This window comes from Streptomyces sp. NPDC001502 (assembly GCF_042894785.1).
Lineage (GTDB): Bacteria > Actinomycetota > Actinomycetes > Streptomycetales > Streptomycetaceae > Streptomyces > Streptomyces kutzneri.
The window spans coordinates 248,382-261,408 of sequence record NZ_JBIAVW010000005.1 but is presented as its reverse complement, the minus strand read 5'-3'; the positions used below and the strand labels follow the sequence as shown (position 1 = coordinate 261,408).

Genomic DNA, 13,027 nt, shown 5'->3' with positions numbered 1-13,027 from the left:
GTGCAAGATCACTGCATCGAGGTAATGCCAACGGTTTTCAGGCTCAAAGCGGGTGTACCGGCCGCTACTGTTCCCCCGGATCTGGACGGAATTCCCGGATAATCCCCCCTTTTTCCTCGTTCCTCGGTGACGTGCGCATCCGCCGATCACCACCCTTACGAAGGAGAGCTCGCCCGATGACCGTTGACACCAGCCCGGAAGCCCAGCTGGAGCCGCCGCGGCAGTCCAGCCTGAGCACGGCGGCTGCCCGCAACCTTGCCAGCACGACCAAGTCCGCCCCGCAGATGCAGGAGATCACCTCCCGCTGGCTGCTGCGGATGCTCCCCTGGGTCGAGACCAAGGGCGGCACCTACCGGGTCAACCGCCGGCTGACGTACACCGTGGGCGACGGCACCATCGAGTTCGTCCAGGACGGCGCGAACGTCCGGGTGATCCCGCGCGAGCTCGGCGAACTGGCGCTGCTGCGCGGCTTCGAGGACGACGAGGTGCTGACCGCGATCGCCGGCCGGTGCGTCCAGCGCGACTTCCGGGCCGGTGAGGTGATCGTCGAGCGCGGTACCCCCGCCGACCAGATCCACCTGATCGCCCACGGCCGGATCAGCCAGACCTCCGTCGGCAAGTACGGCGACGACGTCGCCGTCGCCGTGCTCGCCGACGGTGACCGGTTCGGTGAGAACGCCCTGCTGGACGGGGACGCCACCTGGGACTACACGGCCACCGCCGAGACCCCCGGCATCCTGCTCACCCTCTCCCGCGGCGACTTCGCCTCCGTGCTCGCCGTGGCGCCGCAACTCCAGGACCACATCAACCGGTTCAGCTCGCTCCCGAACCAGCGCCAGAACCGGCACGGCGAGGCCGAGATCGCGATGTCCGCCGGCCACACCGGCGAGGCGGACCTGCCCGGCGCATTCGTCGACTACGAGCTCAAGCCCCGCGAGTACGAACTCTCCATCGCCCAGACCGTGCTGCGGATCCACACCAGGGTCGCCGACCTCTACAACGGGCCGCACAACCAGACCGAGGAACAGCTCAGGCTCACCATCGAGGCGCTGCGCGAGCGCCAGGAGCACGAGCTGATCAACAACCGGGACTTCGGTCTCCTCCACAACGCCGCCTTCAAGCAGCGGATCCAGACCCACTCCGGCCCGCCGACCCCGGACGACCTCGACGAGCTGCTCTGCCGCCGCCGCGGTTCCAAGTTCTTCCTCGCCCACCCCCGGACGATCGCCGCGATCGGGCGCGAGTTCAACGCCCGCGGCCTCTACCCGGACCACGTCGACGTCGGCGGGCAGTCGGTCCCGGCCTGGCGCGGGGTCCCGATCCTGCCCTGCAACAAGATCCCGATCAGCAAGGAGAACACCAGCTCGGTGCTCGTCATGCGCACCGGCGAGGACAATCAGGGTGTCATCGGTCTGCGCCAGACCGGCCTGCCGGAGGAGTACGAGCCGGGCCTCTCGGTGCGCTTCATGGGGATCAGCGAGCAGGCGATCATCTCCTACCTGGTCACCACCTACTTCTCCGCCGCCATCCTGGTGCCCGACGCGCTCGGTGTGCTGGAGAACGTGCAGATCGCCCGCAGGCGGGACTAAGAGGACCTGCCCGACGGCCGTGACAGCCAGGACCTCTGCCTGTCCTGGCCCGCCGAGCATGCCCGGGATCCGGGACAACCCACTTATCTCTCCGAGGAGTTACGGATGCCCGATCCTGGGCCTTCCCCTCTGCAGTCGAGCCTGCCCGCCGCCGTGGCGTCCTTCGGGGCCCACGTGCTCGCCAACACCCTCGCCGCCGGCGTCGAAGCCGCCGCCGGCGCCGGGCCGGGCGAGCCTCCTCCACCGCCCTCGCCCGCCCTGCCCGTCCCGCCCGCCCTGCCGACGGGGCCCCCGGTCCTGACGCCCGTACCCGTACCCGTACCCGACGAGGGTGCGGCCGCGGCCGCCGCGCCGCAGCCGAGTGCCGCCCTCGAACGGATCCTGCGCGGGCCCAGCGGTCTGGGCACGGCGAGCCTGCACTGGGCCCGGAGCGACGCGCCCGCGGCGGCCGCGGCGCCCGGCGCACCCGCGCCGGTGGCCGGCAACCCGATCCCGGGCCTCTACTACCACCCGGTGCCGGAGCCCGATCCGGTGCGGGTGGAGGAGCTCAGCCGCCGGATCAAGGCCTGGGCGCTGGACGAGGTGTCGCTCTACCCGGAGGACTGGGAGGACCAGTTCGACGGCTTCTCCGTCGGGCGCTACATGGTCGCCTGCCATCCGGACGCCCCCAGCATCGACCACCTCATGCTCGCCACCCGGCTGATGGTCGCCGAGAACGCGGTCGACGACTGCTACTGCGAGGACCACGGCGGCTCGCCCGTCGGCCTGGGCGGACGCCTGCTGCTGGCGCACACCGCTCTCGACCCCCTCCACACGACGAAGGAGTACGCGCCGGACTGGGAGGCGTCGCTCCTCTCGGACGCTCCCCGGCGCGCCTACCGCTCGGCCATGGAGTACTTCCTCCAGGCCGCCACCCCCTCGCAGGCCGACCGGTTCCGGCACGACATGGCCCGGCTGCACATGGGCTATCTCGCCGAGGGGGCCTGGGCGCAGACGGAGTACGTCCCGGAGGTGTGGGAGTACCTGGCGATGCGTCAGTTCAACAACTTCCGCCCCTGCCCCACCATCACCGACTCCGTGGGCGGCTACGAACTGCCGGCGGATCTCCACGCGCAGCCCGCCATGCAACGGGTGATCGCGCTGGCCGGGAACGCCACTACCATCGTCAACGACCTGTACTCCTACACCAAGGAACTGGCCAGTCCTGGAAGGCACCTGAACCTGCCGGTGGTGATCGCCGAACGCGAGAGCCGCTCCGAGCAGGAGGCCTACCTGAAGGCCGTCGAAGTCCACAACGACCTGATGCACGACTTCGAGGCCGCGGCCGCCGAGCTGGCCGTCACCTGTCCCGTCCCGAGCGTCCAGCGCTTTCTGCGCGGGGTGGCCGTGTGGGTCGACGGCAACCACTACTGGCACCAGACCAACACATATCGCTACAGCCTGCCCGATTTCTGGTAAAGATGGGAATTGTTCATGACTAGCACCGATCTCACCGCCGCCGCCGGTACCTCCTCCGTGTTCATCCCCGGCCCGGTGACTCCCTATCAGGGGGACATCGCCCGTTATTGGGACCACGAGGCCAGGCCCGTGAACCTCCGTCTCGGCGATGTGGACGGCCTTTACCACCACCACTACGGCATCGGCGACATCGACCACGCCGCCCTCGGCGACACCGAGGACAGCGCATACGAGAAGAAGCTGATCGCCGAGCTCCACCGCCTGGAGTCGGCCCAGGCCGAACTCCTCCTTGAGCACCTCGGCCCCATCGGGCGCGACGACACCCTCGTCGACGCGGGTTGCGGCCGCGGCGGTTCGATGGTCATGGCCCACCAGCGCTTCGGATGCAAGGTCGAGGGCGTCACCCTGTCGGCCAAGCAGGCCGACTTCGCCAACGGGCGCGCGCAGGAACTCGGCATCGAGGACCACGTCCGGGCCCGTGTCTGCAACATGCTCAGCACCCCGTTCGAGACCGGGCAGGCCGCCGGCTCGTGGAACAACGAGTCGAGCATGTACGTCGACCTGCACGACCTCTTCGCGGAGCACTCGCGCGTCCTCGCGGTCGGCGGCCGGTACGTGACCATCACCGGCTGCTGGAACCCGAAGTACGGCCAGCCCTCGAAGTGGGTCTCCCAGATCAACGCGCACTTCGAGTGCAACATCCACTCCCGCCGCGAGTACCTGCGCGCGATGGCCGACAACCGTCTCGTCCCGCAGGCCGTCATCGACCTGACCCCCGAGACCCTGCCCTACTGGGAGCTGCGGGCCACGTCCTCCCTGGTCACCGGCATCGAAGAGGCGTTCATCGAGTCCTACAAGGACGGCTCCTTCCAGTACGTCCTGATCGCGGCCGACCGCGTCTGACCGTCCGCGTCCGACCGTCCGTGTCTGACCGTCCGCGTCCGACCGGACGCGGACCGAAGGGGCCGGGGCCGTCGTCCGACGGCCCCGGCCCCTTCGGGGTGTCCCGGGGCGTACCGGCCCGCCGGCGTACGTACGGGCCCCGATCAGTCCACGAGCACACCGGGGTTGAGGATGCCGTGCGGATCGAGGGCCCCCTTCACGGCCTTCAGGGCGAGGGCGAACGGTTCCGGGCGCTGGCGGTCGTAGCCGGGGCGGTGGTCCCGGCCGACCGCGTGGTGGTGGGTGATGGTGGCCCGGTGGCGGTGCAGGACCTCGCTCGCGACGGCCTTGAGGTCGTCCCAGACGGCGACCTCGTCACCGGCCCGGCCGGCGGCGAGCACGGTGAAGTAGGGCGCCGCACCGTCCGGATACACGTGCGTCAGACGGCAGTTGACGGTCGCCGGGAATCCGGTGGCCTTGACCGCCGCCTCGCCGACCTCCCTGCGCACCTCCTCGATCAGGCCGGGGATCCGGTCCCAGGTGGCCGCCGTCTCGAAGGTCTCCGCGACCGCGCCCATCCGGGCCAGACCGTCGCGGAGGTAGGGCATCCGCAGGAACGCCGAGCGCCAGGCGCTCACGGCCGCGTCGCCGTCCTGACCCTCCTGCGGGCCGCCGGCCCCGCCCGTCCCCCCGTACCGGCCGCCGTGCGAACGGGCCAGCGCGACGGCCCGTTCCAGCCGGGCGGCCACCGGTTCGTCGGCCGACTCGAACCCCAGGACCAGTACGGAGCTGCCGTCGTGCGCCGCGCCCGACAGCGCGGCCTCGCCGGAGTCCAGCAGACGGCAGTTGGCGGGGGAGAGGTCGGACTGCGCGACGGCGCGCACCGCCCCGAGGGCGTCCTGGAAGTCCGTGAACGCGACCGCGGCGGACGCCTTGTGGCGGGGGCGTTCCTGCAGGCGTACCCACGCCTCGGTGATGACGCCGAGGGCCCCTTCGGAGCCGAGGAACAGGCGGTCGGGGGAGGGGCCCGCCCCGGAGGCGGGCAGCCGCCACGAGCTGCTGGTGCCGGCCGGGGTCACGACGCGCAGCGACTGGACGAAGTCGTCGATGTGGGTGCGGCCGGTGGCGTAGTGGCCGCCGGCCCGGGTGGCGAGCCAGCCGCCCAGCGTGGAGAACTCGAAGCTCTGCGGGAAGTGGCGCAGGGTGAGGCCGTGGGGCCGCAGCTGGTCCTCCAGGCTCGGCCCGAGCGTGCCGGCCTGGATGCGCGCTGCCCGGCCCTGGGTGTCGACCTCCAGCACGCGGCCCATGGCGGTCAGGTCCAGGGACATGACGGCCCGGTGGGCATCGCCTCGGTACTCGACGCCCCCGGAGACCGAGGAGCCCCCGCCGTACGGGACGACGGCGACCTGCCGCTCACCGGCCCAGTCCAGCAGGTCGGCCACCCCTTGGTCGTCGGTGGGGCGGGCGACGAGGTCGGGGATGCGGCCGGGGCGTCCGCGCAGGGCGCGCACCACGTCGCGGTAGGCCTTGCCCATGGCGTGCGCGGCGCGGTCCGCGGGATCGGCGGCGACCAGGTGGGCGAGGCTCGGCGGGGGTTCGACGGCGGGGCCGGCGATGGCCAGGTCGCGGACGCGGGGCACGGGGAGCGGACGGCCGAGGGTGCCGGGGAGGAGGGCGCCGATCGCGGTGCATTCCGCGTCGTCGGGATGCGCGTCCGTCCAGCCCCAGCCCCACCAGGACCGGGTGCGGGACGTGGACTGCGTCGGCTGCGGGGTGGTGCCGGCCATGGCGGCGCTCCAGGGGTCGAGGTAATTTACCTAGCGGTAAATTACCTACTGATAATATCGGCTCATGGCAACCCCCTCCCCGCATTCCTCGAAGGCCGGCACCAAGGGAGTCCCGCGGCAGCACCGCCGCCGGCAGATGCTGGAGGCGGCCACGGAGGAGTTCGGTACGCACGGCTATGCGGCCGCCTCGCTCCCCGCGATCGCCGCGCGCGTGGGAGTCACCAAGACGCTGCTGCACCAGTACTTCGGCACCAAGGAGGACCTGTACGTGGCCTGCCTGGTCCCGGTCGGGGACCGGCTGCTGGACACCGTCCGCGCGGCGATGGGGGAGGGCGGGACCGCCCCGAACACGCCGCTGCGCGTGCTCCACGGCATCTTCACCGCCCTGGAGGGGCAGCGGGAGGCGTGGTTCGTGCTCTACGACACCACGCTGCCGCCCGGCGGTGAGGCCGAGCGCCGGGCCTCGGAGTACTGGGCGGCCATCGACCGGCTCGCCGCCGGCGGCACCGCGGAACTGCTGCGCTCGGCCGGATCCGCCGATCCGCTGGACGCCGACGCGCTCAAGTACGTCTGGCGGGACCTGGTCGCCACCCTCGTCCGCTGGTGGGTCAAGCACCCGGAGCAGACGCCGGAGGCCATGACGCGGCGCTGCGCCCGTCTCTTCGCGGTCGCCGCCACCCTCACCCCCGACGGCCGATCCGGCTGACGGACACTGCCCGGGGAGGGGTTACCTCGCGCGCTCCTGCCCGGCCTGTCCGGCCTGCGCCGCCTGTGCGGCCTTCGCGGCCTTGAGCTTGCGCCATACGGTGCCCAGCGCCTCCAGGTCCCGCTCGTCGAGGAGCTCGGTGAAGACCGGGGCCAGGGCTTCGCGCCGGGTGGCGTCCGCCTCGGTGAACACCGTACGGCCCGCCTCGGTGAGGGAGACCTCCACCGACCGGGCGTCACGCGCGGAGGGCGTGCGGGTCACCAGGCCCCGGGTCTGCAGGGCGTCCACGACGCGGGAGACCTGGCTGCGGCTGAGCAGGGTGCTGTTGCCGAGTACGGAGGCGGGCACCGGCTCGGGGCTGGAGGCCAGCCACAGCATGACCTCGAACCAGGACACGGGGAGGTCATGGGCCTTGACCAGGGCCCGGTCGACGCGATCGGTCATGACCGTCCCGGCCCACACCAGCCCGTAGAAGGCGTAGTCGGCCGTCGGCATCTCGGCTTCGGTGAGCTTCTTCGGCATGTCGGCAGTCTAGAGCTTGCGTGCACACGCACATAATTTTATAGTGTGTGTGCACGCACATAAATCACCCCTGTGAAAGGCCCCGCCATGTCGACCTCCTCCGCCTCCTCTGCTTCCGCCTCCGACCGCACCGTCCTGATCACCGGCACCTCCTCCGGCATCGGCCTGGCCGCCGCGATCGCCGCCGCCCAGGCCGGCTGGCGTACGGTCGCCACCCTGCGTGACACCGGCCGCGCCGACGCCCTGCGCAAGGCCGCGGTCGAGGCGGGCGTCGAGCTCGACATCCGACAGCTCGACGTCGTCGACGAGGCCTCCGTCGCGGCCGCCGTCGAGGGTGTCATCGCCGACTACGGCCGGCTGGACGCCGTAGTCAACAACGCCGGCGCCGGACACGTGGGCACCCTGGAGCTCGAATCCGTCGCCGACGTCCGCGAGGTCATGGAGGTCAACTTCTTCGGCGTACTGAACGTCTCCAAGGCCGCGCTGCCGCACCTGCGGGCCACCGGCGGCCGCCTGATCACGGTCACCAGCGTCGGCGGCGTCATCGGCCAGCCCTTCAACGAGGCCTACTGCGCCGCGAAGTTCGCCGTGGAGGGGTACATGGAGAGCCTGGCCCCCGTCGCGGGGGCCGTCGGTGTGAGCGTGTCCGTCATCGAGCCCGGCGCCGTGGCGACGGAGTTCGTGAACAACATCGGCCTCGACCTTGAGGCCCGGATCGCCGCGGCCGGCCCGTACTCCGACGCGCTGCACCACTACGTCGAGCGCACGGTCGGCCAGTTCCTGAACGGCGCGCAGACCCCGGCCGGCGCGGCCGAGTCCGTCATGGAGGCGCTCACCGCCGACCGGCCCGCCTTCCGTATCCAGACCTCGCAGTGGGCCCGTGATTTCACGGGGACCAAGCTGGCCGACCAGGACGGCTCGGCGGTCGTCGGCATGACCGGAACCTGGGTCGCCTGACCTGCCGTGGCGTCCCGGCCGAGAGGGGGGGCGGGGCCCGATCTGTGCTCCGGCCGGAATCGGGTCATGATGGCCGGAGGCGGACGAGGCCGACGCGCGATCCCCGGGAGCGCGCACGGCGGCCCGCCCGGGTCGGGAGGTGACTCGTAGGCATGGACGAATCGCGCAGAGCCTGGTTCACGATCGGCGTCGTCGTCGCCGTCATCCTCCTGGACCTCCTGGCCATCATCCTGATGAACACCCTCGGCTGATGCCCGGTCCCGGTCAGCCGTACATCGCCAGGCGGTACAGCGTCGCAAGCGCGCCGTCGACGGGATGGGGCTGCGGCATGCCGGAGGAGCCGAGCCTGTTCCACCTCTGAAGGTTCACCGCCACCGCCATCTGCCGCTTGCCGTCGGCACGGGTCATGGCCAGCGCCCCACCACCCCAGACCGTGCCGCCATGACCCCAGAAGACGCCCGGACCGGGACCCTCCATCGGGTGCAGACCGAGGCCGTAGTCGATCGTCCTTCCCTCCTGGGAGACGACCGGGACCGTGCGTTGCATCTGCGCCAGTGACGATTGGCTGACGATCTCCCCGGCCAGCAGCGCGCCGTAGAAACGGTTGAGGTCCGCGACGGTCGATATCAGCGAGGCCGACGGCCCCACCCATGACATGTCGTAGACGCTGTAGTCACGCGGCGGATCGATCATGCCGAACCACGCCTCGTAGAGCCGCGAGTGCGGCCCGTCGACGTACGGTCCGGCGGGCAGTTCGGTGTCCCGGAGCCCGGCGCGCTCGATGACGTTCCGGGTGATGTACCGCTCGGCCGTCGTACCGGTCACCTGTTCCAGGAGTTGGACGAGGAGCAGGTAGTTGGTGTTGGAGTACACACCCGGCCGGCCGCCCGGGGCGCCGACGGCAGGTGCGCCGACCCCCATCTCGATCAGTTCGACGGGATCGAACCGCGTGAACCGGTGGTCGTCCAGGCTCTGGGGTCCGGTGTCCGCGAGCGCGGGGAACGCCTTGAGGGAGGGGTAGGCGTACGGGAGGTACTCGGCGAGGCCGCTGGTGTGGTTGATGAGCATCCGGACCGTGATCGCGGCGCCGCGTTCCCCGGGAACCAGCCCCGGCAGATACCGGCCGATCGGTGTGTCGAGACCGATCCGACCGCTCTCGGCCTGTTGCAGGACCGCGGCGGCGGTGAAGGTCTTGGTGATGCTGCCGACGCGGTGCCGCATGCCGGCGGTGACGGGACGACCGGTGGCGACGTCGGCGACCCCGGCGGCGCCGCGCCAGACCCGGTCGCCGTCTCGCACCTCGGCGAACAGGCCCGGCATTCCGGCGCGGTGGACGTTTTCGATGGCTGCGTCCAGTGCCGCGCCATCCAGTGGGTTCTTCACGTCATGCGTCCTTTCGTGTTCCCCGGGGGCGAGCGGCTCCGCATCGCTCGCCCGACCCGGACCAACAGGGCACGAGTGGCATGCCGGCCCGGCCGGCATACTCATGTCCTCATTATGCACGCGGTGCGTGCAACACCAGGCGCACAGGTAGGATGAGATCCGGCGAGAGGAGCGGGATGGCAGGCCGAAGGCGTTGGTCGACCGAAGAGATCCTGGATGCGGCGGCGGAGCTGCTGCGCACGAGCGACGCGGACTCGTTCAGCGTGCGCAAGCTGGCCGCGGCCCTCGGGACCGATTCCTCCAGCCTCTACCGGCACTTCCGCAGCAAGACCGAACTGCTGCGCGCGGTCGCCGACCGGATCCTCCTGGCCGCGATGGACGGGTACCGCCCCGAGGGCGACTGGAAGCAGCGCATCACGTCCCTGGCCCTGCGCGCGCGAGAGGCCTTCGGGCAGCAGCCCCAGCTCGCCGCGGTCTGGGGACGCCATGCGTCGAGCAGCACCGGTTCCCGGCTGGTCATGGAAGAGGTGCTGCAGGCCCTGCGCGCGTCGGGACTGCCCGACGAGGAGATCCCGGCGCGCTACCACCGGCTCGCGGTCCTCCTCGCCGCACTGATCGCCTCCGAGGCCGGGGTCAGTACCGTCACCCCGGAAGAACACGAACAGGGCATGGAGCTGTTTCGCGTGGCGGTTCTGGGCGCCGACCCCGAACGCTTCCCGGCCCTGGCCCACTTCGCCCGCGACGTCCGCCCCCTCGGGGAGGATCGCCGCGCCGCGTTCGAAGAGATCCTCGCCGCCCAACTCGCCCACATCGAGGCCGCAGTCCGCCCGGGCTAGGGGGTGTCCTGCCGATCAGGCCGGATGCCTTCCGTGGACATCTGGTGACGCGTCAGCGCCACCGGGCCGGCGCTGAACCAGTCACATGATCCGCCGGGGAGGCCCCAGCGGCTCGCCGACCGGACGGACGATCTAGGGTGTGCCGATGCAGCCCTTCCCGCCGCCGCAGACACCGGCGAACGAACTCCGGCCCGGCCGTCACTGGTATGCCACAGCGGCCGCGATCGCCGTCGTGCTGATCGTGCTGGGTGTGGCCATCGGTGCGTACCGGCTCCACACCGTGATCGACTCGGTGGACACCGGCCATCAGTTCGCCAACGGCGACACCGTCACCCTTCGGCTCAAGCCGGAGAGCGAGAAGGCCATCTGGATCAGGGACGAGGAATTCGGCGGGCCGGCCGCCCCGGAGTGCAGCATCACCGGGCCGGGCGACCCCGGTCTCACCGATCCGGGAATCGACGTGTTCCTCACCCGTGACGAGACCTGGAATCCGCTCTACAGCATCGACGTGCCACGAGCAGGCGACTACGAGGTCACCTGCTCGTCCCAAGCACTCTCCCAGTACGCCATCGGGGACTCCGGAGCCATTCTCGCGTTTGCCGGCTGGCTGATCCTGGCCATCGCCCTCCCCGTCCTCGGAATCGGCATCTGCGCCGTCATCGTCCTCGTCACCGCCTTCCGCCGCAGCCGCCATCGCAAGCGGCTGCTCGCCGAAGGTGTCGCGTGACCGATCTCTGACAATCCGTCAAATTCCTTGTGTGCGAGGCTTTCCCGGCTCTTCGGTACGCAAGGAACGGAGTCTGCCCGGCCTCTTGCCGTGTCGCCCCGGTTCGCGAATGATGCTCGCGGCGTGTCGGTCGGCGGTGTTCCGTCGTGACGCGTCCGCCCCCCTCGCACCCGGTCGGCCAGGAGGCCCGTTTTGCGGACGAACCGTCACATCCGGAGATCGATGGTGGTCGTCGGTGCCGCCCTCGCGGTGGTCGTCGCCGTTCCCCAGGTGGCCTTCGCGGCGCCGCCCCCGGCGCTCCCCGGCCGAGCCGAAGCGATCGAGCTGACCTACCAGCCCGCCTACGACTACGACACCGACGGCTGCTACCCGACGCCCGCCATCAGTTCGAGCGGGGTTCTCAACGGCGGACTCAAACCCACCGGCGCCCTCAACGGCAGCTGCCGGGACGCCTCGGACCTGGACAACACCAACGGCTACTCCCGCTGGGCCTGCAACAACGGCTGGTGCGCCGTCATGTACGCGCTCTACTTCGAGAAGGACCAGGCCCTGCCCGGCATCGAGCTCGGCGGGCACCGCCACGACTGGGAGCACGTGGTCGTGTGGATCCAGGGCAACGAGGCCAAGTACGTCGCGACCTCCGCGCACGGGGACTTCAACATCCACTCCCGCGACCAGATCCGCTGGGACGGCAATCACCCCAAGATCGTCTACCACAAGGACGGCATCGGCACGCACTGCTTCCGCGCCGCGAACACCAACGACGAACCGCCCGAGAACCACCGCCGCGCCTGGCAGTTCCCCACCCTCGTCGGGTGGTCGGGCTACCCGGCGACCGTGCGGGACAAGCTCACCCAGGCCGATTTCGGCAGCGCGCACTTCGGCCTGAAGGACGGCTCCTTCGCCTCCCACCTGGCGGAGGCCAAGCCGGCGGGCATCCCCTTCGACCCGTACCAGTAACACCCGGAACCCGGCACGTCACGGGCGCCGGCCCCGCACCGAGCGGGGCCGGCGCCGCTGCGCCGTGTCGTCAGCCCGCCCAGATCCTGCGGTACCCCTCGCGGTAACCGGACGGGTCCCAGGACGTGGCGCCGTCGCTGTTGCCGGCCGTGGCGATGTGCACGGGGGCCACGTAGCCGCTGGCCGGCCGGCCGGCGAAAGCGCGGTTGAACTCGTCGACGATCTGCCAGCCCTGCTCGTTCAGCGGCTCGGGCACGGTGGCCGCCTGGAACTGCCTGCTGTTGATCCGCTGGAAGGCGGAGGGGTCACCGTCGCCCGCGCCGATGTTGAAGGGCGGCCCGGAGCCGGGCCTGCCCGCCGCGCGCAGGGCCGGGGCCGCGTCCGCGAAGTAGAGGTCGTTGATGGCGGCGGAGTACGTCCAGTCGTCCTGGAAGCGGGAGAGCAGCGAGGAGACCGCCTGCGGGGTGCGGCTCGCCGCGTCGGGGATGGGGATGTTCTCGTAGCTGAGGAGCCGTACGCCGGAACAGGTGGCGAGCTCCTTGCGGATCAGCTCGGCTTTGTTCTTCGCGAACGGGATCGAGTCGTCGGTGAAGAGGACGACCCCGGCATCACCCGCGGACCGGGCGATGATCCAGTCCGCGCTGATCCTCGCCACGTCCTCCACCTTGGTGGTGACGTTGGTGAACAGCTTCGGTCTCTCGCTCGGGCCGGGGGAGCCCACGGCGTGCCAGCCGATCACCGGGATGTGCGCCGCTTCGGCCCGCGCCATCTGCTGCGAGGTCAGCTGGGGATCGAAGCCGCCGATGACGATGCCCGAGGGCCGCAGGGTGATGGCCTGGCTGAGCGCCGCCTGGATGCCGGCCGGGGTGCCGTCCCCGTCGATCACCCGGACCTGCCAGCCGATGGCCTTCGCGGCCTCCTCGACGCCCTTCGCGACGCCCGCGACACCGGGGTTGGTCATGGTCTGCGCGACGTAGACGATCGACTTGCCGGGGACCGCCGCGGGGCCGGTGGTGGGGCCGTGCCAGGCGGTGTCGGCCTTCTCGGCCCGCGCGACGGCCGCCGAGGCGCTCGCGAGGGTGGCGGGGCAACCGGCCTTGGGCGGCGCGGCGCCGGTGGAGGGGCCGCCGCTCCCGCAGCCGGCGACGAGGGCGGCGGCCGCTGCCAGCAGGGCCGCAGCGGCCGTGCGGGTGGTCCTGCCGTGCGAGAACGGGTGCGGG

General features: G+C 71.1%; 12 protein-coding genes. 8 read left to right on the top strand and 4 right to left on the bottom strand.

Annotation, left to right across the window (positions count from 1 at the left end; all coding sequences use genetic code 11):
- Window positions 1-176: 176 nt before the first annotated feature.
- The 3 genes from ACFY0D_RS10785 to ACFY0D_RS10775 all read left to right on the top strand — a co-directional run bounded on the left by ACFY0D_RS10785 (window position 177) and on the right by ACFY0D_RS10775 (window position 3,950).
- Window positions 177-1,589, top strand: a complete 1,413-nt coding sequence (locus tag ACFY0D_RS10785; protein ID WP_390797989.1) for a family 2B encapsulin nanocompartment shell protein — start codon at window positions 177-179, stop codon at window positions 1,587-1,589.
- 105 nt (window positions 1,590-1,694) lie between these two features.
- Window positions 1,695-3,047, top strand: coding sequence for a family 2 encapsulin nanocompartment cargo protein terpene cyclase (locus tag ACFY0D_RS10780; RefSeq protein WP_390797988.1), 1,353 nt, complete (start codon window positions 1,695-1,697; stop codon window positions 3,045-3,047).
- A gap of 15 nt (window positions 3,048-3,062) precedes the next feature.
- Window positions 3,063-3,950 (top strand): geranyl diphosphate 2-C-methyltransferase, encoded by an 888-nt coding sequence (locus ACFY0D_RS10775; protein WP_351155516.1) that lies wholly within the window; start codon window positions 3,063-3,065, stop codon window positions 3,948-3,950.
- 143 nt (window positions 3,951-4,093) lie between these two features.
- Here ACFY0D_RS10775 and ACFY0D_RS10770 read toward each other — a convergent pair whose 3' ends face one another.
- Window positions 4,094-5,716 (bottom strand): FAD-binding oxidoreductase, encoded by a 1,623-nt coding sequence (locus ACFY0D_RS10770; RefSeq protein WP_390797987.1) that lies wholly within the window; start codon window positions 5,714-5,716, stop codon window positions 4,094-4,096.
- A 64-nt stretch (window positions 5,717-5,780) separates the two neighbouring features.
- Between ACFY0D_RS10770 and ACFY0D_RS10765 the strand changes: the two genes are divergently transcribed.
- Window positions 5,781-6,422: a TetR/AcrR family transcriptional regulator gene (locus tag ACFY0D_RS10765; RefSeq protein WP_390797986.1), complete on the top strand. Its 642-nt coding sequence runs from the start codon at window positions 5,781-5,783 to the stop codon at window positions 6,420-6,422.
- A 21-nt stretch (window positions 6,423-6,443) separates the two neighbouring features.
- Here ACFY0D_RS10765 and ACFY0D_RS10760 read toward each other — a convergent pair whose 3' ends face one another.
- Window positions 6,444-6,944 (bottom strand): MarR family winged helix-turn-helix transcriptional regulator, encoded by a 501-nt coding sequence (locus ACFY0D_RS10760; protein ID WP_390797985.1) that lies wholly within the window; start codon window positions 6,942-6,944, stop codon window positions 6,444-6,446.
- Between the two features lie 87 nt (window positions 6,945-7,031).
- Here ACFY0D_RS10760 and ACFY0D_RS10755 point away from each other — a divergent pair, with 87 nt between their 5' ends.
- Entirely contained in the window at window positions 7,032-7,901 is an 870-nt protein-coding gene (locus ACFY0D_RS10755) for an SDR family NAD(P)-dependent oxidoreductase (RefSeq protein ID WP_390797984.1), read from the top strand.
- A 264-nt stretch (window positions 7,902-8,165) separates the two neighbouring features.
- Here the strand turns inward: ACFY0D_RS10755 and ACFY0D_RS10750 are convergent, their stop codons facing one another.
- The gene (locus tag ACFY0D_RS10750; RefSeq protein WP_390797983.1) at window positions 8,166-9,284 is read right to left on the bottom strand and encodes a serine hydrolase domain-containing protein; all 1,119 of its coding nucleotides are present in this window, start codon (window positions 9,282-9,284) and stop codon (window positions 8,166-8,168) included.
- 176 nt (window positions 9,285-9,460) lie between these two features.
- On the opposite strand from ACFY0D_RS10750, the gene ACFY0D_RS10745 reads away from it, so the two are divergent.
- The 3 genes from ACFY0D_RS10745 (at window position 9,461) to ACFY0D_RS10735 (ending at window position 11,807) form a co-directional block, all read left to right on the top strand.
- Complete coding sequence (locus ACFY0D_RS10745; RefSeq protein WP_390797982.1) at window positions 9,461-10,120, top strand: TetR/AcrR family transcriptional regulator; 660 nt, start codon at window positions 9,461-9,463, stop codon at window positions 10,118-10,120.
- Window positions 10,121-10,259: 139 nt separating this feature from the next.
- Complete coding sequence (locus ACFY0D_RS10740) at window positions 10,260-10,847, top strand: hypothetical protein (protein WP_390797981.1); 588 nt, start codon at window positions 10,260-10,262, stop codon at window positions 10,845-10,847.
- Window positions 10,848-11,069: 222 nt separating this feature from the next.
- Window positions 11,070-11,807, top strand: coding sequence for an NPP1 family protein (locus ACFY0D_RS10735; protein WP_390798172.1), 738 nt, complete (start codon window positions 11,070-11,072; stop codon window positions 11,805-11,807).
- Window positions 11,808-11,877: 70 nt separating this feature from the next.
- Here the strand turns inward: ACFY0D_RS10735 and ACFY0D_RS10730 are convergent, their stop codons facing one another.
- Window positions 11,878-12,978 carry a substrate-binding domain-containing protein gene (locus ACFY0D_RS10730; RefSeq protein ID WP_390798171.1) on the bottom strand — a complete coding sequence of 367 codons (1,101 nt, stop codon included), beginning with the start codon at window positions 12,976-12,978 and terminating at the stop codon, window positions 11,878-11,880.
- Window positions 12,979-13,027: the final 49 nt, after the last annotated feature.